The organism is Tissierella sp. QWL-11 (genome assembly GCF_058683765.1).
In genome coordinates this window covers 632,670-657,060 of record NZ_CM178750.1, presented here as the reverse complement: position 1 = coordinate 657,060, position 24,391 = coordinate 632,670, and the positions used below count along the sequence as shown (strand labels likewise).

Sequence of the window (24,391 nt, the reverse complement as noted above, 5' to 3'; positions counted from 1 at the left end):
TTTGACGTTTCTTTCTAGCTTTATCAAGCTCAATGTATATTGCTTCAGTTAATCTTCGTTGAGTATGCCTATAGCCTTTTTTAAGATGTCTAACGCATTCTCGTTCAGGATAGGATTCTTTTTATATTAATAAATGTAGAACATCCATTGCTAAACCATAAATGACAATTAAAATTAATATAGATAGTACTATATCATCTATAAATTTAGTGATTTTATAATTGTCTTGTTGTTTTCTACTATTTAGTTTTCTTTTTATTTTAACTATCTGATTAATAATAATATAAATCATAGTAATTATTGTAATTATGGTTAGACTTAAGTATGCATATAAATTGTCTTTTACGATGAATTCTTTTATTAAACTTGTTGATATGGAAATTAAAGCTGCTATTATTATATATAAATTTGTTTTATCTTTTTTCATTATATAATCACTCACCACTTAAAAGTTTAATGGAATAATAGACTTAACGTTCTTACCCCTTTTGACTTCACTCTATCATAAACAATTTCAAATTTCTACAAATTCGGACGAAGGATATTTCTATATGTCTGAACCACAAAAATAAAACTGTTTCCATGAATTAATTCATAATATAAATCCATCTTTTATAGATTTTGAGCCTTTGAATGACAGATATCCCTATTAGTTTAAACAATTCAATTGATTAATCTAATTATGATTGATAGCCCATATAATAAATAAATGAAGTTAGATGTGTATCTAATTATATTGATATATTTATTTTTTGGTACAATTCTATTGAATATCATTATAATTCCTACCATAAGATAGAAATATAAATCAGGTGGTTCTATATCATTTAATGAATAAAATACCAATTGTCCAGTAATTACTATATAAGCAATTAGTATAAGAAAAAAATCTTTCCCATTTATCTTCTTATGATTTATCATATGAGACTAATCCTCCCTATCCTTAATAATACTAACAATGAGACTAGTGCTAGAATGAAAAATAGTTTATATTTCTAGGAATAAAAAAATAATGACTCTGTTCTATTAGACTGAACAAGGTCATTAACTGTCAATGTTTATAACTCAAGAAAATTTAGCCAATAGTCCCATCTACCCATATTCCATCTCCATTTACCAACTTATTTATAAGTTTTTTGATGTCTTGGTCCTTTACTCCTTATTGTCTCAATGCTTTCTCTACTTTCTCTAATTCTTCCAAAGAAATTTCTTCGCTTTCAGCTATGACATTTGTAGTCATCTATTTTTGTTAACAAATAGAGACCTAATATACTAAATATGAATTATTGGATCTCTATTTGTTATTTAGTCTTATCGCTTATTTTCCTAATAATGTATATCGTCAATAATATTGTTAAAATTATCATTGTTACTGGCATGATATTTACTATTATATTTCTCATAGATAATTATCCTTTGTAGTATTAGTATCTAAATGCTACAACTGGCTTGACAAACATCTTTAGTTATCCTTCTCATTATATTTGCTCTATATTTTGTTTATCCTTTAAAAGTTTAACGGAGTAATAGCCTTAACGTTTTCACCCCTCAAACTTTACTCTATCATAAATAATTTGAAATTTCCATATATTTGGATGAACAACATTCCTATATGTCTAAACGTAAGCGATCAATAATCCCATGGATTCACAAATGTTACGTAACATGAGATAATACTCTCTACAAAGTACTTTTAAAGTTAACAAAGTAACTTTGCCAACATTGAAAGTGTAGGGAGATGATTAACATTACAACTATGAAAGCTACTAAACATGAAATACTTAAGGCTCAATGGTCGGAAATCATTAAAAGGCATAGTGAAAGTGACCAGTCCATAAAAGAATGGTGTGAAGAAAATGATATTTCAAGAACCAAATTCTACTATTGGCAGCGAGTAATCAGACAAGAAGCCCTAATTAAAGCAGGAACACTAGCTGTTACAGGTCAAACTCAATTTATAGAAGTTAAGCCAAGTGAAGCTAAAGCCAATATAGTAGGATCTAAATCTAACAATAAAGGTATCTGTGCTATCTTGCGCTCAAATGGAAATGAAATTGAAATTCTAAATGGGGCAGATCCAAATACATTAGGTATAGTAATTAATTTAATTGGTAAATAATCATGAGAATTAAATTTCCGGATGATATACGAATATACATTGCCTGCGGTAAGACTGATATGAGAAAATCAATTGACGGTCTTTCCGCTATAGTATCTCAAAACTTTAAGCTAAATCCATTTGAAAATGCGCTTTTCCTCTTTTGTGGAGGTAAAAGAGATAGGATAAAAGCGTTGCTTTGGGAGGGAGATGGATTTCTTCTTCTCTACAAAAGGCTTGAAGGCGGGGTGTTTCAGTGGCCAAGAACTGAAGAAGATGTTAGGGAAATTACTCCTCAGCAATATAGATGGCTAATAGAGGGTTTATCAATTGATCAAAAAAAGGTCATTCAAAAGATAGATAACAAAAGGATAATATAGATGCTTGAAACTGCTCAAAATTACATAGTTTCAAGTATTTTTTTGTTGTTTGTAGGTTAGGAAAATGATATAATATATTTAAATAAAACATATTAGAAAGGCTAAATTCCAATGAATGAAAACTCTTTGATAAAGACACTTCAAGATACAATTGAATTACAGAATAAAACCATAGAAGGCCTTAGAGAAGAGTTGAAAAAGGCTAATGAAAATATGGAATACCTAATTAAGAAACTCTATGGAAGAAAGACAGAAAAGACTTCTGCCATAGACGGCCAATTAATCATTAATGATATGGAATTAGGTCTATTTAACGAAGTTGAAAAAGAAGCCGACTTCTCTATACAAGAACCTGTTCCATTTGAAGAGCCTATTAAAAGAACTAGAAAAGGCTACAAGAGAAAAGACTTGTTTAAAAACCTACCTAGCCAAGATCAAATATTTAGGCTGGAAGAATCCCAGCAAATCTGCCCAATTGATGGAAAGAGACTCTCAGTTGTAGGAAGAAAATTCGTAAGATCAGAAATCAGATACATACCGGCAGAAATATCTGTAATTAATATATATCAAGAAAATTATGAGTGTAGAACATGTAAAAAAGAAGGAAGACCTGGAATCTTTAATCCAAATACACCCGAGCCTGTACTTCAGCATTCCTATGCCACAGCATCATCAGTAGCCTGGACCATGTATCAAAAGTTTGTACAGTCAGTACCACTATACAGGCAAGAAAAAGATTGGAAACAGATGGGCTTTCCCATAAGTAGAGCAACCCTATCCAACTGGATAATTAAAACATCAGAAGAATGGTTAAATCCCATAGTAGAAAAGCTAAGGGAAGAACTATTAAAAGATAAATATTTACATGCTGATGAGACTCCAGTTCAAGTATTAAATGAAGAAGGTAAGAAAAATACCACAAAATCATATATGTGGGTGTATTCTACTTCAGTTAATGCAAAGAGAGGAATAAGAATATTTAAATATGCACCTGGTAGAACAGGAGACAATGCCAAGGATTTCCTAAAAGGATTCAATGGCTACCTCCATACAGATGGATATTCAGGATATAACAAGGTAAAAGATATCCACCAATGTTTGTGCTGGGCCCATCTTAGAAGATACTTTAAAGATGCCCTTCCAAAAGATGTAAAAAGTGAAGAAGCAAGTCTACCAGCAAAAGGAATAGCATATTGTAATAAACTCTTTGATTGGGAAAGAAAGTTTAAAGATCTCACTCCAGAAAAAAGAAAAATTAAGCGTCTAGAAAAAGAAAAACCACTTCTAGAGGCCTTTTGGTTATGGGTAGAAAATAATAATGATAAAGTACTTCCCAAATCTAAAATAGGACAAGCATTACAATATGCTCTAAATCATAAAGAAAAATTAGAAACCTACTTAGAAGATGGAAACTGTGTCATATCCAATAATATTGCAGAAAACAGTATAAGACCATTTACAGTAGGTAGAAAAAATTGGACCTTCTGCGGAAGTCCAAAAGGTGCCTACGCAAGTGCCTGTGTCTACACCCTAGTAGAAACAGCAAAAGCAAATGGACTAAACCCCTATAAATATTTAGAATACATCCTGTCAATATTACCAGGATCCAATCTTAAAACCAATCCTAAAATCCTAGAGCTAATGATGCCTTGGGATGATTTAGTCCAAAAATCATGTAAATCTGAATAAATACTATTATAGGGATATCATACCGATATCCCTATATTTATACAATACATCTTTTATTCAACGCTTACGTCTAAACAACAAAAATAAAGCTGTTTCCATGAATTAATTCATAGAAAACAGCTCTATTTTTATTTTATATTTGTAAATCTATAATATATTTTATTATAAATATTATCCTAATTTTATTACATTAGATAGAATTACAATAATGAATAAATTTATATACCATGTTACCAAAACTATATAATAATTGTAATGTGTCTTTGATATAATAGATTTTGTCTTTATCATAGAAAAAATTAAAAATGAAAGAGAAGATGCAAATACTAAGAGAGACACAATTAAAAATATACAATTTAGTTGATGACCTACTTTATCTCTTAATAATAAATACAAAAAAATATTAGATTAGAAATTGTTATTAAATATTTATTAATTAATAAATATCTATCTTCTATTTTTATAATAAAACCTCCTATTCTAACTATTTTAAAACTACATCTCCTTCTATATGAATTAAGTCACTATGATTTAAAATATATTCTTTAGAATCTAAACTAATTACAATATGGTCTTCTGCTGATATAAAAATTAACGAAATAAACGAGATAGATATTTTTTTATAATATAAATTATCTTTGTGGTCTTTGCGTGTTTTTAATAAAAAAATTTGACCTTTGTTATTTTGCCTTATATCAGTACTTTGATAAATGAATTAACATAAACTTTATAATTATTGTAATTACAAGAATTAACATAGTCCAAACGTGAATATTATTTTCATAATTTTTGAAAATTGTGAAAATGGTTATAATATATAATATTAGTATTATAAGTTCGATACATATTTTATTTTTATAGTTTTCACTGTTTTTTAAATATCTTTTTTTATATATACTATTTTTTATAATAATAAAAAGTATGTTTATTATTAGTAAAAAAAATAAAATAATGTATATAAATTTACTATTATTAAATTGCATTATTTATTTCTCCTTGTTTGTCCTCTGTCAAGAAAAAGGACAAATTAAACATAATAAATCCATATTTTATTAAATAGCTAATAAAAGCATAGAAGTAATTATAATATTTGTGCATCAGTTTCCAAAAGTATAACGCTTTTTTTCATTTGTTCTAAATAAAACCAAGACATATGAATAAATCTTAGTTATATTAATTTTATTATGCTACCATTTTTATCCACTATTTTTAACTTCACTCTATCATAAATAATTTGAAATTTCCATATATTCGGATGAACAACATTCCTATATGTCTAAACGACATTTTATAGCTTACACAATTACAAATGAAAATCCATATCTTAGAAATTCAATATGGATTTTTGCTTTACAATCTATACAATTATTAATAAAAAAAGGAGTGGATATCTATGAAAAAAAGAAATCATATTATCAAAGCAATTCTTAATGTTTTATGTAGTTTTTTAATTTGTCTAGCTCCCTTAATGCTACAAAAGACAAATTGCATACTTATGTGGGGAGAACCTAAATGTCCTGATGATTTATTAGAGTTGTATTCAGAGAAATAGTATCCTAAATACTATGTAATTTTCTCCATGAATATTTTCATTCTGAAGATTTATTACTCCATTATTTTTATCTATGATCTTTTTGATATTGGGTAGTCCATAACCATGTCCTTTTCCTGTTTTGGTTGAAAATCCTTGTTTAAAAAGCTTGGATAGAGAATCATTTTTAAGATATGGATGTCTATTCTTCACTTGAATAATATTCATATCTTCTTCATTTTTAAATAAAATCTCTACTATATTATTATCTACTTCAGTTTCAAAGGCATTGTCAATTAGATTACCAATAATCTCTATTAATTCATAGTCTTTTAGATTAGTTTTAAATCCATAGTCTTCAATTTTAATTTTAAAGTCTATATTGTTTTCTTTTGATTTTTTCACCTTTTCATATAAAAATCCAGCTAATATTTTATTATCCAATTTAATTAAATCTCTTATATCTGTGTCTAATTCTAAGTCATCAATATATTTTTTCATTGAACTAACCATGCTGTCATAATCTGTACATGTTAGAGTTAGCATATTTAGTGCTTGAATATGATTGTCAAATTCATGCTGTTTTCCTCTGATTTTTTCCATTAAATCGTCTATAACAGGGAGATATCTTCTATATGTAGAGAGCATCTTTTCTTCATATTCATTTTTTAAGCCATTTTTTATCAATACAAAGTTTATATATATCATTCCTATAGACAATATTGCAACAACTAATATGTCTTTTAAGAATCCTTCCATTTCTATATATCTATAAACTAGAAATGAAGTTACTATGACAAACATATTTAAAACTAAGCTCTTGAACAATTTATTTTCTGTATAAACATATTTAAATATTAAATTTAAATGAGTATATTTATGTATTAAAAGAAGAATTGAAATTATAAGAAAGTGGGCTATCAGACCCATTTTAAAATCTAAAGTTTTCGAAACTCCCACTAATTCAAAAATAGAAATAATTAAAATTTGAATTATTAGGAGTATAATTGTAGATATAATATATAAAAATATAGTTTCTTTAAAATTTCCTCTATATAAAAAATAAATAAATATAATGATAAGTAATGCCCCATAGATAAAGCTATAATTTCCTATATCTAAAATCCCTAGAATTCCCATAGTAAGAGATATAGATACAATAACCAAAATAACAGTTAATAATTTCTTTTTTAGATATAAATGAGGGGTATCAGCTGTTAATTTATTAGAAACTATTAAATATCCAATTAAATCTAATAAAGACATTATACTAATCTCAATAAAGCTCATCCATAGCACCTCTTAAACTATCCTTGTATTTTCTACCCATTGGTATTGATATATCAACATGATCCAATTCTATTAAATCACCTATTTTATCAATTCTATAAATATGATTTATATTTACTATATACCCCCTATGGCATCTTATGAAGTTATCTGTTAATTCATCTAATAATTTATTTAGTGTATAATTAGACAGATTTATTTCTTCCTTTGTAGTTACTACTTTGATTTTTCTATATCTGGATTCTAAATATATTATTTCATCTAGTTTTACACGATACACATAATCTCTTAGATTAAAACTTATATATTCCTTTTTAATCTCTTTTTTTATTCCATAATTTATTATTGTGTCTATTACTTTTATGACTTCCTCTTTCTTAAAAGGCTTGATTATATAATCATAACAATGTATTTCTTTAAACGCTAATAATTCTTTTGTAGGAATTGAAGTGATAAAGACTATAGGTGTTAATTTATATTTATCAATATTTCTAAGCTCTTTTGCTAATTCTAATCCTGAATAGTCCAGTAATTGTATGTCTATCAAAAACATATGGTAAGTTTTTGTATTTGCATGCTCTAAAGCTTCCTTTGCATAGCCAGTTATTGTTGTTTCTACATCACTTTCTATAGATTTAACTATCTTAGCTAGACCTTTTGCAGTATTTATATCATCTTCTACTATCATTATCTTAGCCATATTATTACCTCCTAATATTTATATTTCACAGTTGATTTAGGTGGATTTATAATACTATATTTATTTTAACATAATTAGATTTTCAAAACATAAATAAAGCTGTTTTCCATGATTAATCATAGAAAACAGCTTTATCTATATACTTGCTATTACCTTTGTAAGTTCATTTATACTCTCTGTAAGCTGATTTAGTTTTCCCTCTATCCTCACTAGTAGATATATGGAGATAACTATGGGAAATCCTAAATTTGCTATATTAGAATATATATCTTCCATAGGATTCTCCTTTCATATTTATAGGGGCCTAAAGGCCCCTATACTAAAACTCCATTTCTTGAATGTTTGTAGTTATAAGTCTTGCACTTTTTACAGTTATTATATCCTCACCATTTGAGTCAAATGTCAATAGTCAGTGAAAATGTCACCTAAAAGTATAAAGCTTTATTCAATGAAAATGTCACTATTAGTATTTAGAAGAATCGCATTTATTCCACGCTCCTATTGACATGGGGCCCCTAACCCCTCTGGACACCCATCTATGTCGAAAATAATCTGTAGCAGTCGGTATTTCCGCCTCAAGATTTTACCAGAGGGGTCTACCCCATATCAATAGGCTTTCGCGGCATAAACGATTAAATACTTGTATTTATGAATTTCCAATTTAAAATAGGCATAAGAAAATAAACCCTTGAAAAAGAGCCTTAAAATGAAGTATGATATTCTAAAGAGTAAATCTCTTTACCCCCATGCCCTAGTGGAGTTGAACAATCCTTTTAAGATCTCATCGATCTCTGTATCTGGTTCATACAGACTGTTCTCTCTATAGGGTATGGTTTTTTTATCTAAATCTACCCTCCAAGGATGATTTTTAGATGGTTTAGCTTTACAAATCTTTTCCTTAGGATGATGAGAAATTGCCTTTTTAGGTCGTTCCTTCAACTCTCTTGTATCGTAAACTAGACCTGAATACATAGCTTTCACTCCAATTTTATCGCTAGTCAAAACGGTTAATTTAGCTTTTGGTAATGCACTAGATTTTTTATCATTTTTCACAATTTGATAATACTTTCCACCATAAGAAAAAGCAGAACCTTCAATAATAGTGCGCTCTTGTTTAATACAAAGAATATAATCAAGATTAATACTAGAATCTAAACTTCTAAATGCAGAAGTACTATCTTCAGGAGAAACCCCAAATTTTTTGTTGTACTTAATCATAAACTCAGATAAAAAAGAATTAGCCTGTTCAATAGTTTTAATACCATGTATTTTAAATTCTACAGGTAATCTACTTTGAAGAGTACCCCATAGCCTTTCAATTCGGCCCTTAGCTTGTGGAGAATATGCCTTGATAGTATTAATACCTAACTCCTCCATAGCCCTACCAAACTGAGTTAAATTAACAGTTTTTCCTTCTAATTGATCCTCAATAGATAATTTATCATAATTACGAGGCACAAATACTGCATGACGATCGCAATAAAGACTAGTAGGAATACCATGATTAGAAACTATTTGTCTAACTATCTCAAAATACCCTTCCATACACTCATTAGGAGTAAAATAAAGAGCTAGAATTTCGCCAGTAGCATCATCAATAGCACCATGAATATCAAAAGAATCACCACCAATAATCCACTTATGTGGCGAAGCATCAATTTGAACCAACATTCCTTTTTGAGGTTTTCTTTTTCTGCGATAGTGAACCCTTCGCTTACGATGTTTTTTAGGGCTTTTAATACCAGCCTTAGTTAAAATTCTATGCACAGTAGGATAACTAATTATTATACTTTCATGTTCTTCTATTAACTCATGAAAATGATTAAAATTAGCTTCTTTGTACTTTGTTTGTTTCAGTTTAACAATTAAATTCTTAATATCATCCGTTGTAGCATGCTTTGGCTTTCTACCTCTATTTTTATGGATAATGAACCCAGGTCCTTCACTCTTAACTCCCTTCTTTAACCTTAATACTTGCCGTTCACTTAAGTTCAAAAGTTCAGCAGCTTCACGAATAGTTAATACTTCATCAATAGTTTGATTGATGACTCTAAGCCTAGAGATTTCTTTTTGTGTCATATTAAATATTTCCTTTCTCATACTGACATTTTATCAGAATAATTTTAATATGACATTATCATAGAATAACTACACTCACCATTTGAGTCAAATATATTTTGAGTTATTATATTTGTCATGGCTTCTTTGATTTGTATTTCATCTAAATCTGCTTTGGGGTCTTCTATACTTAGTCTAAAGTTCTTTTCTAAGGCGTCTCCAAAGTTCATTTCCAGTTTAACTGTTTCCATATTCTCACCTCCAGTTTAATTTTTCTATTTCTACTCTTGGATTAAAGATACTTCGTCTAGTCTTTTTACATTCATTAAAGTTTTGTTTTGAAGACCAGATAGTGCTACACCAGTTTGATAGATAGATTCATCTAGTGCATCAAGTTTTACTTTATTAAATCTTTTAGATTTAATCTTTTGTTTTCCATCAACTACTCCTCCATCTAACTCTAGTTTTAAAATCACATCTTCTACTACTTTTGTAACTGCCATTTTCTCACCTCCTCTTTTCCTTGTTCAATAAGTATATAGAATAGGGGAGAAGATTTTACTATAAAAAAAGATTGGGTTTAAAATTAATTTTAAACCCAATCTTTTTTTGTATCTAATATGTTTTTTAATCAATATATTTTTTTAAAGCCTCTACTTTATCAAGTCTTTCCCATGGAAGATCTATGTCGCTTCTTCCAAAGTGTCCATATGCTGCAGTTTGTCTATAAATAGGTCTTTGTAGATCTAAATCTCTTATGATACCAGCCGGTCTTAATTCAAAGTTTGATCTTATTATTTCTACCATCTTTTCATCTGAAACTTTTCCAGTATCAAAAGTATCTACATATATAGATAGTGGTTTTGCAACTCCTATTGCATATGCAAGACCAATCTCACATTTATCTGCAAGTCCTGCTGCTACAATGTTTTTAGCAATATGTCTAGCTGCATAGGAAGCTGATCTATCTACTTTTGTAGGATCTTTCCCTGAAAATGCTCCTCCACCATGTCTACCTGCTCCACCATAGGTATCTACGATTATCTTTCTACCAGTAAGTCCTGCATCTCCCATAGGTCCTCCTGTTACAAATCTACCTGTAGGATTTACATAATATTTTGTATCATCATCTATCATATCCTCTGGGATGATGGCTTTTATTACATGTTCTATTATATCCTTTTTTATAGTCTCAAGGCTTACATCTGGTTTATGTTGAGTTGAAACTACTATATTTTCTATTCTTACAGGTTTTCCATCATTATACTCTACTGTAACTTGAGTTTTTCCATCTGGTCTTAGATATTTTAATATATTTTCTTTTCTAACTTGAGTAAGTCTTCTAGATAATTTATGAGCTAGATCAATTGGCATTGGCATAAGTTCTTCAGTTTCATTACATGCATATCCAAACATCATACCTTGATCTCCTGCTCCGATTTTATCTAAATCATCTTCACTATTTTCTTTCTTTTCTAGAGCAGCATCTACGCCCATAGCAATGTCTTTAGATTGTTCATTTATAGTTGTGATAACTGAGCAAGTATCTCCATCAAAGCCATACTTTGCCCTTACATATCCGATATCCTTTACAGTATCACGAGCAATTTTTTGAATATCTACATAACAATCTGTAGTTATCTCACCTGCTACTAATACAAGTCCTGTAGTCACTAAAGTCTCACAAGCTACCCTTGCATCTGGATCTTTTTCAAGTATGGCATCTAAGATAGCGTCAGATATTTGATCACATACCTTATCTGGATGTCCTTCTGTCACAGACTCAGAAGTAAATAACCATTTTTTCATCTTTTCTTCCTCCTATATTTAAAAGTATCTTTTAAGGCAACAAAAAAAGCCTTCTCAAAAAGAAAAGGCTAAAAGTCTGAAACCTCATCTTTCAGAATTAAATTCTGTAGGATTTAGCACCTTAGTCTTCACTAGGTTGCTGGGCTTCAACGGGCCTATCCCCTCCACCACTCTTAATAAGGTATTTATTAAGTTAATAAGATGTTAACATAATTTAAAATTATAGTCAAGGAGTTAGTGATAAAATCCGCAAAATGAAATACTTAGATAAACGGAGGTAAATTGATTAATATTAAGATATTTGATTATTAACTCTAAATATGATTTAAAGGAGCTTATAATCATATTTAATTTAAGTTGCGTTTATATAGGATTTATCATATACTATAATAGTCGTCAGGACAACGGGGTGTAGCGCAGTTTGGTAGCGCACGTGGTTTGGGACCATGGGGCCGGGGGTTCAAATCCTCTCACCCCGACCATAACGACAAAAAGCTATAGGTTAATTCCTATAGCTTTTTTATTTTGTAAAAAATTATCTTATTAATCTCCGATATACCTTTTGATGTGTGTCTACATAAGATTTAAAATCCTTCTTTTAAATAAAAATACCTCCAAGTAGGTAGTCTATTTAAAATTAATTAGACCATCTACTTTGGAAGTATCATATAATCATATCTTGTATTATTTTTCATTTAAAGTTTTATTTTTATTAAATTATAATTTAACTGTAGTACATTGACCTTTTGAGCAAAATAAGGTGCCTTTTTCTTTTCCTTCTGCTAAATCTAATAATATATTTTCCTTTTTTCCCTTTGCAACTATTAATGGTACCCCATAATTATTTACTATTTTAGCTGCCTTTATCTTTGTGATTATGCCCCCTGTTCCAAAGGAGCTAGTTTTTCCAATTGTGATGTTTTTCTCTAATTCTTCTATGTCTTCAATTACCTCTATTAATCTTGCATCCTTATTTTCTGTAGGGTTTTTATCATATATTCCATCTATATCTGAAAGAAGCACAAGTAGATCTCCACCCCATAAAACTGTGGCATGTGCTGCCAATACATCATTGTCACCAATCTTTATTTCATCTACACAAACTGTGTCATTTTCATTTATTATAGGTACTACCCCTTCATCTAAAAGAGTAAAGAGAGTATTTCTAATATTCATAGTTCTAGACTTTGCCAATAAATCCTCTTTGGTTAAAAGTATTTGCCCTATATGTATTCCATATTTGTTGAAAATTCTTCTATAGGAATCCATAAGCTCTACTTGACCTATGGCACAAAGTGCTTGTTTGTAATGGATATCTTCTTTTCTAGACCATTTATCTATGGTACTTACTCCTGCTATTCTTGCACCTGAAGACACTAAGATAACTTTTTTCCCTAAATCTCTCAATGTCTTTACTTGAAAAGCTAGATTGTCTATAAAATCTTTATCTATATGCCCATCTTCACTTGTAATAGTGCTAGAGCCTATTTTTACTATTATTTTAGAACTGTTATTTATTATATTATGCTCCATAAATTTCCTCCTACTATCTTATTTGTCCTTCTCCATCTATAAGGTATTTGTATGTTACTAATTGTTCTAGTCCTACTGGCCCTCTAGCATGTAATTTTTGAGTGCTTATACCCATCTCCGCTCCAAATCCAAACTCTGATCCATCTGTAAATCTAGTAGAAGCATTTACATATACAGCCGAAGCATCTACTTGTCTCTGGAATTTCTTTGCATTTATTAAATCATTTGTAATTATTGATTCAGAGTGTTTTGTACCATATTTGTTTATATGGTCTATTGCCTCATCTACATCTTTAACAACTTTAATAGCTATAATTGCATCTAAGAATTCCTCTTTAAAATCTTCTTCTTTAGCATCTTTTATATCTATAATCTCTAAAGTATCAGTACATCCTCGCATCTCTACTCTATCTTTTAAACTTTCATATACCATCTTTAAAAATTCTTCTTTAATATCTTTGTGTACTAATAAAGTCTCACAAGCATTACATACTCCAAGTCTTTGAGTTTTTGCATTTATTAAAATATTAAGAGCATCTTCTAAATTTGCTGTTTTATCTACAAATAGATGACAATTACCTTCACCGGTTTGTAAAGTTGGCACTGAAGCTTCACTTACTACAAAATTGATTAAATTTTTTCCACCTCTAGGAATTATTAAATCAATATATCCGTTAGCCCTTAGCATCTCTCCTACTAAGGCTCTATCAGTGTCTTCTATAAATTGAACTATATCTTCTGAGATATTACTATTTCTAAGTCCCTCTTTTATAGCCTTTACTAAAGAAATATTTGAATTGATTGCAGATGAACTTCCCCTTAAAACTATACCATTTCCAGATTTTAAAGCTAAAGAAAAAGCATCTACTGTAACATTTGGTCTAGATTCATATATAATTCCTATCACCCCTAAAGGTACGCTCATCTTAGTTATAGTAAGATCATTTTCTAAAGTCCAAGCTTTATCCGATTGCCAAACTGGATCTGGAAGTTTTATTACTGTGTCTATACCATCTATTATACCATCTATCCTGGCATCATCTAGTTTAAGTCTATCTATTAACCCTTCTTTTACACCTTGTTCTATAGCTAAATTTACATCTATTTCATTAGCTTTTAAAATTTCACTTCTAAATTTATCTATAGCCTTACTCACTTCTTTTAGAGCTAAGTTTTTATCCCTTGTAGAAGCTGTAGCCAAATTACTTTCTACTTTTTTTATTTTTTTACCTATTTCTTCTATATAACTCATATTAATTCCTCCGTTCTTTTAATCTATTATATCAGATATCCATTATGTTACAATAAAAAAGCAACAAAAAAAGCAGGGAAATAATGATGTTACCCCCCAAATCCGGACACGGATTTAGGGGGTTTTATCATGTCTAAATATTCATTTAAGTTTAAGTTAGAAGTAGTGAAAGATTATTTAAGTGGAGAAACAGGTGGTTATGAATCTATAGCAAAAAAATACGCTATAACAAATTTTAGTCGAGTTAGGGATTGGGTTAAAAATTATGAAAGCTACGGAGAAGAAGGACTAAAAATAAAATCTACAAAAACTTTTTACTCTGGAGAATTTAAGCTACGTGTATTACAATATAGGCAATACCATAATTGCTCTTACAGAGAAGCTGCTAATCACTTTGGTATTAGCAATCAGGGTACGATTGCTAATTGGCAAAGGCAATACTTAGATGAAGGCTTCGAAGGGCTTAATAAGTCGATTGGGAGGCCTAGTACTATGTCTGAAAACAAGAAGAAAAAAGATGCTTTAAATCTCACCAAAAGCGATAAAGAAGAATTAATTAAATTAAGAGAAGAAAATGAATTTCTGAGAGCGAGCTTAGCATACGAAAAAAAGCTAAAAGCCTTAGTCCAAAAAAGAGAGCAAAAAACAAGGAAAAAACGAAAGTAATAATGGAATTAAGGCAGAAATTCCCTTCAATCAAATTGAGAATCTGGCTTAAGATAGCTAACTTGCCCAAAAGTTCATTCTATGAATGGGTAGAAAAACTAGAAACAGTTAACAAAGAAGAGTTAAAATTGATAAATATTATTAGAAATATATTTGAAGAATCAAATGAAACTTATGGATACAGAAGAATTACCATTGCTCTAAAACAAAAGGACTTAAAGATAAACCATAAAAGAGTATATAGAATCATGAAAGAGAATGATATGAAGTGCATAAAATTTTCCAGAAGATCTAGAGGTTATAGTTCTTTTAAAGGTGAAGTTGGAAAGATAGCAGAGAATAAATTAAATAGGCAATTCCAAGTAACAGTTCCTAATAAAGTATGGGTTACAGATGTAACTGAATTCAAAATCCAAGGCAGTAATCAAAAACTGTATCTATCACCTATTATGGATCTTTTTAACAACGAAATAATTTCATTTAATCTATCTACAGCTCCTACAGTAAAATTTACAACGGATGCCTTAGATAATGCTCTTAAAAAGCTTCCTAAGAAGCATCAATTAACAATTCACTCTGACCAAGGCTTTCATTATCAGCATGCTCAATGGGTGAAAAGATTAAAAAAGAGAAATATTGAACAAAGTATGTCTAGAAGAGGAAATTGTATAGATAACTCTCCAATGGAAAATTTCTTTGGGATATTGAAGCAAGAAATGTACTATGGAGAAAAATTTACATCCATTAAGAAGTTAGAGAAAAAGATTACAGAATATATTAACTGGTATAATAACAAAAGAATAAAGAAGAAATTAAACGGCCTGTCACCTATTGAGTATAGGCAACAAGCCGCATAATTAAATATTATCCGAAAGTCCGTATTAAAGGGTTCACATCATAATCCCTGCTAAATCTACCTATTTCTTATAAAATCTATAGTTCCTAATACCATATGAGCTAAACCAAATCCTAAAATAGCTGTTCCAATTGTAGAATTTAAATTGTTCTTTCTAAATCCTCTGTTTCTTATATCCTTCATACTTGATACTAGAGTTGTACCTGTAACTGCAGTACCTAAAGCTGTCTTAATCAATCCTTTTCTCATGACTTAACCTCCTTTTAAACATATATTTACATTTATTATGCCTATTATTAATATTTGATATCCGTGAATAGAAAATGTAATTTTTGTTAGGTAATTGTAATACAATTGTAACTCTATTGATACATCTAAATTATATAATGGATAAGACGACAATAACAGACAATAAAGGAAAATTTAAGAGGTGACAAATTTGAGAAAAAAATTTAAAAAAGTAGTTTTATCATTTGTATTAGCAAGCACTATAGTTGGTACTACTTCAAATGTATTAGCAAGTAAAATTACAGTAAATATGCCCTATACTATTCAAGAGATAAAAAATGTAGAGCAATTATCTTCTGGTGTAGTCTATGAGAGTATCCAAGAATTTACTACTGTAGGATGGCGAAATATAAATGTACTTAGAATTGACTTAAAAGATGACTATACACAAATTAAAGGACTTTTCAATCAAGATGGACTATACTATCGAGATAAAGTTAGCTCCATGGTAGAAAAACAAGATGCTGTTGGTGGAATAAATGGAGATTATTTCAACTATAAGCCACTTCCATCTTCTATGGGCACATTAGTAAGTGAGGGAGAGATGATTTCATCACCTATAGAGCTTGCCTATGCAAACCCAAGTTTTTATTTAAATAAAGATAATTTAGCTAAAATAGGTTATCTAGATAGAAGAATCTTAGTGGATAATTATGATTTAAAAGAAACTGTATTCGTAAACACATTTAATAAGGTGACTCCTAATTTTGACACTCTTACACTACTAAATAGAAAGTGGGGACAAAAGTCAGTTGGATCAAGATTTCATAAAGACTTAGTAGAAGTATTAGTAGTAGATGATATAGTCAAGGAAGTAAGAACTGGTGGAGAACCCTTTATTATCCCTGAAAATGGATATGTATTAGCAGGAAGAGGCGAAAGAGCAGAGCCACTTACTCGTTTTGAAACTGGACAAAAAGTCACTTTGAATGCACAAGCTTTATCTGACTTAGAAGATTTAGATTTTGCCATAGGTGGAGGAAGTATTATCTTAAAAGATGGAGAACTTTCACTTACAAATATAAATAGTAGTGGAAACAATCCTAGAACTGGAATTGGTATAAATAAAGATAGTACAGAACTTATATTAGTAACTCTAGATGGTAGAGACTCTTCATTTAAGGGAGTTAGTCAAGAAATGTTTGGAGCTATCTTGAAAAAACTAGGTGCTTATAACGCCATAAACCTAGACGGAGGTGGATCAACTACCATGGCAATCAAACCCCTTGGTGAGGATAAATCTCAAGTAGTAAACAAGCCTTCTGATGGAGGAGAACGATCTGTAGTAAATGGTATAGGAGTATTTTCTGATGCCCCTAAGGGAGAATTATCTTATTTAAAGCTATCTACAGAAGATGATAAGTTTTTTGTAAATACTAGGAGAAATTTAACTATAAAAGGTTTTGATAAATATCACAATCCAGTTAAAATAGACCCCTCTCAAATAGAATATAGTATAACAGGAGTAGAAGGGAAATTTGAAGGAAATACATTTATCCCTACAACATCTGGAGTAGCTACTATTACAGCAAATTTAAAAGATGCAAAAGGTGAATTAAACCTAAAAGTATTAAATGAAGTACAAGATATCTATACTAGTATAGACAAGATATTCATAGAGCCAAATAATAAATATAAACTTCCAAATTTTTATGGTAAAGATGAAAATGGTATTCAATCTAGAATCTATCCTAAAGATATAGAATTTGAAATAAAAGAAGATATTGGATATGTAGAAGATGGATTTTTCTATAGTGGTGAAAATCCAAATAGTGGTGCTATAACTCTTAAGTGTGGACAAGGTATAAAAAATATCCTAGTCTCTATGGGTTCAAAAGCAGAGCATGTATACAGTTTTGAAAATATTAAAGACTATGTCTTCTCATCTTGGCCAAGGATTGTACCGGGTAAATTAGATTTAAATGGAGATTTTAAAGATGGGAAAACCAGTGTATCCCTAAGCTACGATTTTACTCAAGGAGAAAATACTAGAGCTGCATATATAAATCTATATCCTAATAACTCTGGTTTAAAATTAGAAAACACACCTACAAAATTAGGTTTATGGGTTAAAGGCGACGGAAATGGCGCTTGGCTAAGAGCAAATATCTTAGATTCTTCTAAGAAAGAACATACTATAGACTTTGCAAAAACTATTGATTGGAAAGGTTGGAAATATATAGAAGCAAAACTACCATCAGATATACCTTATCCTATTTCATTCAATAGAATCTATGTTGCAGAAACGGACAATGCTAAAAAATATAAAGGTGAGATCCTAGTTGACTCTTTAAGTGCCTATTACCCCAATAATATTAAAAACATGGAACTTCCTAAGGAGACAGTATTTAAGGATAGCTTAAATAAAGAAATGCCCATCAAAGATGACGGATTTAGATTTGTAATTGCAAATGAACCTATAGGTATAGATACTATTGTGGAAAACAATCCTATAGCTCAAATGAAAGATAAAATAAATAAAAGTAAAATTTCTATATTTTTAAATGGAACTAGTGAAGGATTTAGATCTGGACTTAAAAATTCTATAGTATTAGACGCTTCTAAAAGCTACAATATAAACAAGCACTATGATACTACCTTTATACATCTAAATTCATCTAAAGGTGGTATAAGAGCTACTAATGCAAATCAATGGATAAAGCTTAAAGAGGATTTAGAAAATAGACCTGAAACAAATATTATAATAACCCTAACTACTCCAATATTTGGACAAAGAGGTTTTAATGATAAACTAGAAGCTGAATTATTCCATGAAACTATGATTAAAGCAAGAGAAAAAGGTAAAAATATCTTTGTAGTACATGGAGATAATAAGACATATGCCGAATTAAAAGACGGAATAAGATATATTGGATTAAACACAAAGAAACTAAACTCTAAAGATGATATATACAATCAAAGTATAGTAGAATTTGTTGCAAATGGAGCTGATATATCCTATACTATTAAAAATGTATTCGATAAATAATCTATAATTTTAAAGAGTCGACTAAAAAGTCGACTCTTTATCTTTTTTTCAACTTATTATCTTGTAGTACACTAACCCAATTTAAAGATTTACCAGTTCCTCTGGCTACACATTCTATAGGATTGTAAGCTATTTTAGTTTCTATACCAGTTTTTTCTTGAATTAGAATATCAAGTCCCTTTAGAAGAGACCCTCCTCCAGTTAATAAAATTCCCTTATCACTAATATCTGATGCAAGCTCTGGAGGTGTTTTTTCTAATACAGCATGTATTCCTAATAATATCTCATCTATAGGCTCTCTTAGCGCCTCTAAAATATCTTTAGAGCTAATTTCTATATTTATAGGAAGTCCAGTGAGAAGATTTCTTCCAATTATATTTTCATATAATTCTTCTTCTAATGGATATGCACAGCCTATATTGATCTTTAGTTTTTCAGCTGTCCTTTCACCTATCAGCATATTATACTTCTTTTTGATAAATTTAGTTATGGAGTCGTCAAAGTCATCTCCAGCTATTTTTATGGACTTACTTACTACAATACCACCTAAAGCTATAATAGCTACATCCGTAGTTCCTCCACCTATGTCAATTACCATACTTCCATTGGGCTCAGTGATATCTATATTTGCTCCAATAGCTGCAGCAATAGGCTCCTCAATTATATATGTCTTTAATGCACCTGCACTATTGCTAGCTTCTATTACTGCTCTTTTTTCAACTTCTGTTATACCACTTGGAACGCATATTATTATTCTAGGTTTAAATATAGTTCTATTTAAAGATTTTCGAATAAAATATTTTATCATTTTCTTAGTAATTTCATAATCTGAAATCACTCCATCTTTTAAAGGTCTTATAGCCACTATATTGCCCGGGGTTCTACCAAGCATTTGTCTTGCTTCTTCTCCAACTGCTAAAAATTTATCTGTGTATTGGTCAATTGCAACTACCGAAGGCTCACTTAAGACTACGCCCTTTCCCTTTATATATACCAAAATACTAGATGTCCCTAAATCTATACCCGCATCTGCCCTTAAAGACAAATCTATCACCTCTTTTAATTTTCATTTCCTATTATATATCTATTCTACATAAATGACAAATTTCCTTTATTTTTTACAAAATAAATTAACTTTATTTGGTAAAAAAGTTGAACTTTCCTATTCTTTATAATATAATTGTTAAAACATAGACAAACAGTATTGAAATTAATTGTATATCTTCAATCTATGTGGGTATTATTCAAATATGAAAAGGAAGTGAACCTATGGTTAACAAAAATATTGTAATTGTAAAAGAAAAAATAAAATATATGGTTTTATTTACCTATGCAAGCCTTATTTTAATTTCAGCTTTTTTCTTTAATAGTCCAGTAGAAATCTTTTCAGGCATGAAAAACATTATAATATCTCCTAGTATTTTACTTACAGATTATATTTCTGTAGGAAATTTAGGTTCTGCTTTTTTTAACAGTGGCTTGTTGATGATACTAGCATTATTCATTTCCTATATGAATAATATTCACATAAGTGGCCCAATAATTGCAAGTATAATGACAATTGGCGGATTTGCCTTTTTTGGCAAAAATATTTATAATGTGTGGGGTATTATCTTTGGAGTATATATTTATTCATTGACTCAAGATGATAGTTTTAATAAATTTATTATAATTGCTTTTTTTGGTACTGCTTTAGGTCCTATGATAAGTCAAATTTCATTTGGATTTAATTTTAATCCTATTTTATCTATTATTCTAAGTAATATTATTGGAATCGTAGGTGGCTTTTTTTTAACTCCTTTAGCAAATCACTTTATAAGCTTTCATCAAGGTTTTAACTTGTACAATATAGGATTTACAGCTGGAGTTGTGGGAACCCTTTTTATGTCTCTATTTAGATCATTTGGACTGGAAAACACTCCCCAGAGTATTTTATCTCAGGGAAATAATCTTATTTTAGGAATTTATTTTACAATTTTCTTTCTCAGTATGATTCTTTTAGGATTTTTATTAAATAATAAGAGCTTTAGTGGTTATAAAAATATTCTTAAACATACTGGTAGACTTCTGGCAGACTTTGTAGGTCTAAATGGGTTTGGATTGAGTCTTGTAAATATGGGTATACTGGGGTTAGGAAGTATCTTATATGTTTTTTTAGTAAAGGGTGACTTAAACGGGCCAGTAATAGGTGGTATGTTTACAGTTGTAGGATTTGGCGCCTTTGGAAAGCATCTTAAAAATATAACCCCAATAATAATAGGAGTTTATATAGCAACAATTTTTAATACATGGGAAATCAATTCTACAGCAGTTATATTAGCAGCTTTATTTGGAACTACATTAGCTCCTATCTCTGGAAAATTCGGATGGATATATGGAATTGTAGCTGGGATATTGCATCTATCTATAGTTATGAATATAGGATATCTCCATGGAGGTATGAACCTATATAATAATGGATTTGCAGGTGGTCTAGTAGCTGGAATATTGGTCCCAATAATAGATTCATTTAAGAAAGGATAATTTTTATGAAAGATGAAAGAGATAAATTAGTTAAGGTTTTAGATGAACTTATGAACTTCTGCTTTGATATAGGAATGAATGATTTAAAAATGGATTTTAAAATAGATAAAACCCAAGGAACAATAACCATAGAGGGCCCTTGTAGTGATCCACCTTATGAAAAACTTGAAAAATTAGAAGATGCATTAAATGATATTAGACAGCCTGAATTTGAAGAGTACTACTGGCCACTAATGGGAGGAGAACACGGATATCCTGAAATTGAACTACTTGGTAGTTTTGTAGATGAAGGAAAAGTAATATTTCAAGATGATTATCTGAAAATATTTGTACTTCGAAAACGATAAATAAATGAATAAATAAAAAGTCCTGTACAGGACTTTTTATTCATTCATGGCTCTATATTTCAATTTGGTAGCCTTCCCGCCTCTTATGTGTCTTTCTTGTTTGTTTACCTCCAAAATCTCTTTTACCATACTTGCAATAAGAGGGTTTATTTTTGGCAAACGCTCTGTTACATCTTTGTGGACTGTGCTTTTACTTACTCCGAATACTCCAGCAGCTTTCCTCACTGTGGCATTTTCACTTAGTATGTATTTAGCTATTTCTAATGTTCTTTCTTCTATATAATCTTTCACACATTAACCCCCCTTACTCTTTTACGTATTATATTAATTATTATGCATTTTTAAGGAATAATAGAACGAGGATCTACTACTTTCCCATTTTTAAAAACTTCAAAGTGTAAATGAGCATCCATTAGCATCTCAATGTCTGCCGACTTCCCAACACCACTTATATAATCTCCTTTTTTCACCTTTACTCCTTCTTTTACCATTTCTAATGTATTTAAATTTGCATACTTAGTTTCTAAACCATTTCCATGATCTATAATTATTACATTTCCCCAAAGTTTATCTTTATATACCTTTTTAACCTCTCCATCTAATATAGCTTTTACATTTGTCCCTACTTCAGCTTTTATATCTATACCTAAGTGGGCCCTCCATTCTCCTAAAGTTTCAGAATAAACGAGAGTATCTTTTGTATAATCATTGATTATTTCTCCTTCTACAGGCAATATGGAAGTTTCTTCTTCTACTTTTACCTCTTCTTCATAACTATCTACAAACTCTATTTCATCTGTATCTTCCTTAAAAACTTCCACTGTATTTTCTTGTGCTTGAGAATTTTCATTGATTTCTTGTTTTTCTAATTCATTCTCTTCTTTTACTACTACTTCTTCTTTTACTGCCTCCTCTTCTAATTTATCCTCATCCTCTTCCTTTTCTAATTCTTGAGTTTCTAAGCTGCTCTCTTCTAATCCTAAGTCTACTTCTTCTTTCTTATGTTCTTCTATTTGTGAATTTTCTTCCTCTACTATAGGAGCATCTTTGTTTTTACTATTTCCATCTTCTTTTGCTATTAGCTCTCTTGTAGAAATAATTATGGTACTAGCGGCAACTATACATACACAGATAAAAAGAACTATTAAAAATCCATTTTTCTTTAAAATATATTTTATTTTATCTTTCATCTTTCCACCTCCAGTAATTATTATTTCCAGTATATAGGAATTAATACATAAATAGATAAAAAAATAACCCCTATAAAAGGGGTTGAATCTCATGTATTTCTATTCCATTGTAATAATGGGTTAAAATCTCTTTATAATTTTTACCATTCTTTGCCATACCATTTGCCCCCCACTGACTCATTCCAACTCCATGACCATATCCAAGGGTTTCAATTTCAATTATATCTACATTTTTATCATATATTATTTTAAAATTAGTAGAATTCAACTCAAATAATGTTCTAATTTCTTTGCCGTCTATTATCTCTCCATCTATGGCTAATTTCTTAACTCTTCCGCTTGATGTCTTTTCAACTAATTTTATACTTTCTAGGAAATTATCTTTTGTTATATTTGTGTTTTCATATTTTGTCTTTAATTTAGCTATAAACTCATCTACAGTTATTCTTAAAGTATCTTTATATTTTGGTGCATCTTCTTCAAAGGGACTTGTTACAGATTTTAAGTATGGACTATCTACGGCAAATACATTTACACAATCCTCAGTCATACCTCCACTTGTAGAATGATATAGAGGCTCTATTATTTCACTATTATAATATATTACTAAATTCTCTGTAGATTCAACTGCCTCTTCAATCTTTCCCCAATACTTATCCACCCATTCATCTCCATGGATTTTTTTAAGCTCTTCTAGGGATAAATAAGCTTGACAATGTATCCCCGAACATAATGGAGCACTTTTATGATCTGGATGACCCTCTTTATACTTTATACTTCTACTAATTGCATAAGTTCTAGCTGCTATAGCTTGAGATTTTAAAGCTTCAATATGAAACTCTGCAGGCATCTCTGCAGCAACTACACCTTTTACATATTCATCTAGTAATAATTCTCCTACTTCGTTATTTCTAGTATTTTGCACTTTAATATAATTAAGATTTTTTTCACTTATACTAACACTTAATTTTTTTTCTTTAACTTCTTTAGCTTCTTCATTTTGTTCTTGCTTATTTCTATCAAAATCTAATTGATCTATTTGAGCTGCATCTGTCTTTGGTACAAAATTAAAAGTCTTTACAATTAATGTAGGTATAAAAATAATTATTATCAATGTTGTAAGTAAATAGATTCCGATTTTTTTCATATCTCTCCTCCTTATGTTCCATATATATACTTATTCAAAAGGAAG

The 24,391-nt window shown here is 29.8% G+C and carries 25 protein-coding genes, 1 tRNA gene and 1 riboswitch; of the genes, 10 read left to right on the top strand and 16 right to left on the bottom strand.

Annotated features, from left to right (window positions below; all coding sequences use genetic code 11):
- Positions 1–121 precede the first annotated feature (121 nt).
- Both AC4PG3_RS03165 and AC4PG3_RS03160 read right to left on the bottom strand, forming a co-directional pair.
- The gene (locus tag AC4PG3_RS03165) at positions 122–427 is read right to left on the bottom strand and encodes a hypothetical protein (protein WP_492197630.1); all 306 of its coding nucleotides are present in this window, start codon (positions 425–427) and stop codon (positions 122–124) included.
- A gap of 236 nt (positions 428–663) precedes the next feature.
- The gene (locus tag AC4PG3_RS03160; RefSeq protein WP_492197629.1) at positions 664–921 is read right to left on the bottom strand and encodes a hypothetical protein; all 258 of its coding nucleotides are present in this window, start codon (positions 919–921) and stop codon (positions 664–666) included.
- Between the two features lie 817 nt (positions 922–1,738).
- On the opposite strand from AC4PG3_RS03160, the gene tnpA reads away from it, so the two are divergent.
- From tnpA to AC4PG3_RS03140, 4 genes are all read left to right on the top strand, one after another.
- Positions 1,739–2,119: an IS66 family insertion sequence element accessory protein TnpA gene (tnpA, locus tag AC4PG3_RS03155; RefSeq protein ID WP_492196142.1), complete on the top strand. Its 381-nt coding sequence runs from the start codon at positions 1,739–1,741 to the stop codon at positions 2,117–2,119.
- 2 nt (positions 2,120–2,121) lie between these two features.
- Positions 2,122–2,478 carry an IS66 family insertion sequence element accessory protein TnpB gene (tnpB, locus tag AC4PG3_RS03150; protein ID WP_492196141.1) on the top strand — a complete coding sequence of 119 codons (357 nt, stop codon included), beginning with the start codon at positions 2,122–2,124 and terminating at the stop codon, positions 2,476–2,478.
- Between the two features lie 129 nt (positions 2,479–2,607).
- The gene (gene tnpC, locus AC4PG3_RS03145) at positions 2,608–4,167 is read left to right on the top strand and encodes an IS66 family transposase (protein WP_492198183.1); all 1,560 of its coding nucleotides are present in this window, start codon (positions 2,608–2,610) and stop codon (positions 4,165–4,167) included.
- A gap of 1,393 nt (positions 4,168–5,560) precedes the next feature.
- Positions 5,561–5,719 carry a hypothetical protein gene (locus AC4PG3_RS03140; RefSeq protein ID WP_492197628.1) on the top strand — a complete coding sequence of 53 codons (159 nt, stop codon included), beginning with the start codon at positions 5,561–5,563 and terminating at the stop codon, positions 5,717–5,719.
- Here the strand turns inward: AC4PG3_RS03140 and AC4PG3_RS03135 are convergent.
- The 7 genes from AC4PG3_RS03135 to metK all read right to left on the bottom strand — a co-directional run bounded on the left by AC4PG3_RS03135 (position 5,708) and on the right by metK (position 11,555).
- Positions 5,708–6,988, bottom strand: a complete 1,281-nt coding sequence (locus AC4PG3_RS03135; RefSeq protein WP_492197627.1) for a sensor histidine kinase — start codon at positions 6,986–6,988, stop codon at positions 5,708–5,710. The genes AC4PG3_RS03140 and AC4PG3_RS03135 overlap by 12 nt on opposite strands.
- The gene (locus tag AC4PG3_RS03130) at positions 6,975–7,688 is read right to left on the bottom strand and encodes a LytR/AlgR family response regulator transcription factor (RefSeq protein ID WP_492197626.1); all 714 of its coding nucleotides are present in this window, start codon (positions 7,686–7,688) and stop codon (positions 6,975–6,977) included. The genes AC4PG3_RS03135 and AC4PG3_RS03130 overlap by 14 nt, the downstream gene beginning before the upstream one ends.
- Before the next feature lie 135 nt (positions 7,689–7,823).
- A complete protein-coding gene (locus AC4PG3_RS03125; RefSeq protein WP_492197625.1) occupies positions 7,824–7,964 on the bottom strand; it encodes a YvrJ family protein in 141 nt (46 codons plus the stop codon).
- A 462-nt stretch (positions 7,965–8,426) separates the two neighbouring features.
- Positions 8,427–9,767: an ISNCY family transposase gene (locus AC4PG3_RS03120; protein ID WP_492196949.1), complete on the bottom strand. Its 1,341-nt coding sequence runs from the start codon at positions 9,765–9,767 to the stop codon at positions 8,427–8,429.
- 44 nt (positions 9,768–9,811) lie between these two features.
- A complete protein-coding gene (locus AC4PG3_RS03115; protein ID WP_492197624.1) occupies positions 9,812–9,997 on the bottom strand; it encodes a DUF2922 domain-containing protein in 186 nt (61 codons plus the stop codon).
- 30 nt (positions 9,998–10,027) lie between these two features.
- The gene (locus AC4PG3_RS03110; protein WP_492197623.1) at positions 10,028–10,249 is read right to left on the bottom strand and encodes a DUF1659 domain-containing protein; all 222 of its coding nucleotides are present in this window, start codon (positions 10,247–10,249) and stop codon (positions 10,028–10,030) included.
- Between the two features lie 124 nt (positions 10,250–10,373).
- On the bottom strand, positions 10,374–11,555 hold the full coding sequence (metK, locus tag AC4PG3_RS03105) for a methionine adenosyltransferase (RefSeq protein ID WP_492197622.1): 1,182 nt from the start codon (positions 11,553–11,555) through the stop codon (positions 10,374–10,376).
- Between the two features lie 81 nt (positions 11,556–11,636).
- Positions 11,637–11,738: riboswitch (SAM riboswitch) on the bottom strand.
- Positions 11,739–11,960: 222 nt separating this feature from the next.
- Between metK and AC4PG3_RS03100 the strand changes: the two genes are divergently transcribed.
- Positions 11,961–12,037, top strand: a tRNA-Pro gene (locus tag AC4PG3_RS03100).
- Positions 12,038–12,272: 235 nt separating this feature from the next.
- Here the strand turns inward: AC4PG3_RS03100 and proB are convergent.
- Entirely contained in the window at positions 12,273–13,088 is an 816-nt protein-coding gene (gene proB / locus AC4PG3_RS03095; protein WP_492197621.1) for a glutamate 5-kinase, read from the bottom strand.
- Positions 13,089–13,101: 13 nt separating this feature from the next.
- Complete coding sequence (locus AC4PG3_RS03090) at positions 13,102–14,340, bottom strand: glutamate-5-semialdehyde dehydrogenase (protein ID WP_492197620.1); 1,239 nt, start codon at positions 14,338–14,340, stop codon at positions 13,102–13,104.
- A gap of 129 nt (positions 14,341–14,469) precedes the next feature.
- Here AC4PG3_RS03090 and AC4PG3_RS03085 point away from each other — a divergent pair, with 129 nt between their 5' ends.
- Both AC4PG3_RS03085 and AC4PG3_RS03080 read left to right on the top strand, forming a co-directional pair.
- Positions 14,470–15,006: a helix-turn-helix domain-containing protein gene (locus tag AC4PG3_RS03085; RefSeq protein WP_492196023.1), complete on the top strand. Its 537-nt coding sequence runs from the start codon at positions 14,470–14,472 to the stop codon at positions 15,004–15,006.
- Positions 14,919–15,863 (top strand): IS3 family transposase, encoded by a 945-nt coding sequence (locus AC4PG3_RS03080; RefSeq protein ID WP_492198188.1) that lies wholly within the window; start codon positions 14,919–14,921, stop codon positions 15,861–15,863. The genes AC4PG3_RS03085 and AC4PG3_RS03080 overlap by 88 nt, the downstream gene beginning before the upstream one ends.
- A gap of 56 nt (positions 15,864–15,919) precedes the next feature.
- On the opposite strand, the gene AC4PG3_RS03075 is transcribed toward AC4PG3_RS03080, so the two are convergent.
- Complete coding sequence (locus AC4PG3_RS03075) at positions 15,920–16,111, bottom strand: asparagine synthase (protein ID WP_492197619.1); 192 nt, start codon at positions 16,109–16,111, stop codon at positions 15,920–15,922.
- Positions 16,112–16,301: 190 nt separating this feature from the next.
- Here AC4PG3_RS03075 and AC4PG3_RS03070 point away from each other — a divergent pair, with 190 nt between their 5' ends.
- Positions 16,302–19,139 (top strand): phosphodiester glycosidase family protein, encoded by a 2,838-nt coding sequence (locus AC4PG3_RS03070; protein ID WP_492197618.1) that lies wholly within the window; start codon positions 16,302–16,304, stop codon positions 19,137–19,139.
- Between the two features lie 37 nt (positions 19,140–19,176).
- Here the strand turns inward: AC4PG3_RS03070 and AC4PG3_RS03065 are convergent, their stop codons facing one another.
- A complete protein-coding gene (locus AC4PG3_RS03065) occupies positions 19,177–20,193 on the bottom strand; it encodes a rod shape-determining protein (RefSeq protein WP_492197617.1) in 1,017 nt (338 codons plus the stop codon).
- A 215-nt stretch (positions 20,194–20,408) separates the two neighbouring features.
- Between AC4PG3_RS03065 and AC4PG3_RS03060 the strand changes: the two genes are divergently transcribed.
- Together AC4PG3_RS03060 and AC4PG3_RS03055 are read left to right on the top strand one after the other, a co-directional pair.
- Positions 20,409–21,662 (top strand): DUF1576 domain-containing protein, encoded by a 1,254-nt coding sequence (locus tag AC4PG3_RS03060; protein WP_492197616.1) that lies wholly within the window; start codon positions 20,409–20,411, stop codon positions 21,660–21,662.
- Positions 21,663–21,667: 5 nt separating this feature from the next.
- Positions 21,668–22,009: a hypothetical protein gene (locus AC4PG3_RS03055; protein ID WP_492197615.1), complete on the top strand. Its 342-nt coding sequence runs from the start codon at positions 21,668–21,670 to the stop codon at positions 22,007–22,009.
- A gap of 36 nt (positions 22,010–22,045) precedes the next feature.
- Here the strand turns inward: AC4PG3_RS03055 and spoIIID are convergent, their stop codons facing one another.
- From spoIIID to spoIID, 3 genes are all read right to left on the bottom strand, one after another.
- A complete protein-coding gene (spoIIID, locus tag AC4PG3_RS03050; RefSeq protein ID WP_492197614.1) occupies positions 22,046–22,300 on the bottom strand; it encodes a sporulation transcriptional regulator SpoIIID in 255 nt (84 codons plus the stop codon).
- A gap of 50 nt (positions 22,301–22,350) precedes the next feature.
- Complete coding sequence (locus tag AC4PG3_RS03045) at positions 22,351–23,199, bottom strand: peptidoglycan DD-metalloendopeptidase family protein (RefSeq protein WP_492197613.1); 849 nt, start codon at positions 23,197–23,199, stop codon at positions 22,351–22,353.
- A gap of 70 nt (positions 23,200–23,269) precedes the next feature.
- A complete protein-coding gene (gene spoIID, locus AC4PG3_RS03040; protein ID WP_492197612.1) occupies positions 23,270–24,346 on the bottom strand; it encodes a stage II sporulation protein D in 1,077 nt (358 codons plus the stop codon).
- Positions 24,347–24,391 lie beyond the last annotated feature (45 nt).

Excerpts from the sequence above, each read along its gene's own strand:
- AC4PG3_RS03125 (WP_492197625.1), bottom strand. The coding sequence starts at position 7,964 with ATGGAAGATATATATTCTAATATAGCAAATTTAGGATTTCCCATAGTT.
- proB (WP_492197621.1), bottom strand. The coding sequence starts at position 13,088 with ATGGAGCATAATATAATAAATAACAGTTCTAAAATAATAGTAAAAATA.
- AC4PG3_RS03110 (WP_492197623.1), bottom strand. The coding sequence starts at position 10,249 with ATGGCAGTTACAAAAGTAGTAGAAGATGTGATTTTAAAACTAGAGTTA.
- AC4PG3_RS03160 (WP_492197629.1), bottom strand. The coding sequence starts at position 921 with ATGATAAATCATAAGAAGATAAATGGGAAAGATTTTTTTCTTATACTA.
- AC4PG3_RS03090 (WP_492197620.1), bottom strand. The coding sequence starts at position 14,340 with ATGAGTTATATAGAAGAAATAGGTAAAAAAATAAAAAAAGTAGAAAGT.
- AC4PG3_RS03045 (WP_492197613.1), bottom strand. The coding sequence starts at position 23,199 with ATGAAAGATAAAATAAAATATATTTTAAAGAAAAATGGATTTTTAATA.
- AC4PG3_RS03115 (WP_492197624.1), bottom strand. The coding sequence starts at position 9,997 with ATGGAAACAGTTAAACTGGAAATGAACTTTGGAGACGCCTTAGAAAAG.
- tnpB (WP_492196141.1), top strand. The coding sequence starts at position 2,122 with ATGAGAATTAAATTTCCGGATGATATACGAATATACATTGCCTGCGGT.
- AC4PG3_RS03075 (WP_492197619.1), bottom strand. The coding sequence starts at position 16,111 with ATGAGAAAAGGATTGATTAAGACAGCTTTAGGTACTGCAGTTACAGGT.
- spoIID (WP_492197612.1), bottom strand. The coding sequence starts at position 24,346 with ATGAAAAAAATCGGAATCTATTTACTTACAACATTGATAATAATTATT.
- AC4PG3_RS03140 (WP_492197628.1), top strand. The coding sequence starts at position 5,561 with ATGAAAAAAAGAAATCATATTATCAAAGCAATTCTTAATGTTTTATGT.
- AC4PG3_RS03165 (WP_492197630.1), bottom strand. The coding sequence starts at position 427 with ATGAAAAAAGATAAAACAAATTTATATATAATAATAGCAGCTTTAATT.
- AC4PG3_RS03135 (WP_492197627.1), bottom strand. The coding sequence starts at position 6,988 with ATGAGCTTTATTGAGATTAGTATAATGTCTTTATTAGATTTAATTGGA.
- AC4PG3_RS03085 (WP_492196023.1), top strand. The coding sequence starts at position 14,470 with ATGTCTAAATATTCATTTAAGTTTAAGTTAGAAGTAGTGAAAGATTAT.
- AC4PG3_RS03055 (WP_492197615.1), top strand. The coding sequence starts at position 21,668 with ATGAAAGATGAAAGAGATAAATTAGTTAAGGTTTTAGATGAACTTATG.
- AC4PG3_RS03130 (WP_492197626.1), bottom strand. The coding sequence starts at position 7,688 with ATGGCTAAGATAATGATAGTAGAAGATGATATAAATACTGCAAAAGGT.
- tnpA (WP_492196142.1), top strand. The coding sequence starts at position 1,739 with ATGATTAACATTACAACTATGAAAGCTACTAAACATGAAATACTTAAG.
- metK (WP_492197622.1), bottom strand. The coding sequence starts at position 11,555 with ATGAAAAAATGGTTATTTACTTCTGAGTCTGTGACAGAAGGACATCCA.
- AC4PG3_RS03120 (WP_492196949.1), bottom strand. The coding sequence starts at position 9,767 with ATGACACAAAAAGAAATCTCTAGGCTTAGAGTCATCAATCAAACTATT.
- AC4PG3_RS03060 (WP_492197616.1), top strand. The coding sequence starts at position 20,409 with ATGGTTAACAAAAATATTGTAATTGTAAAAGAAAAAATAAAATATATG.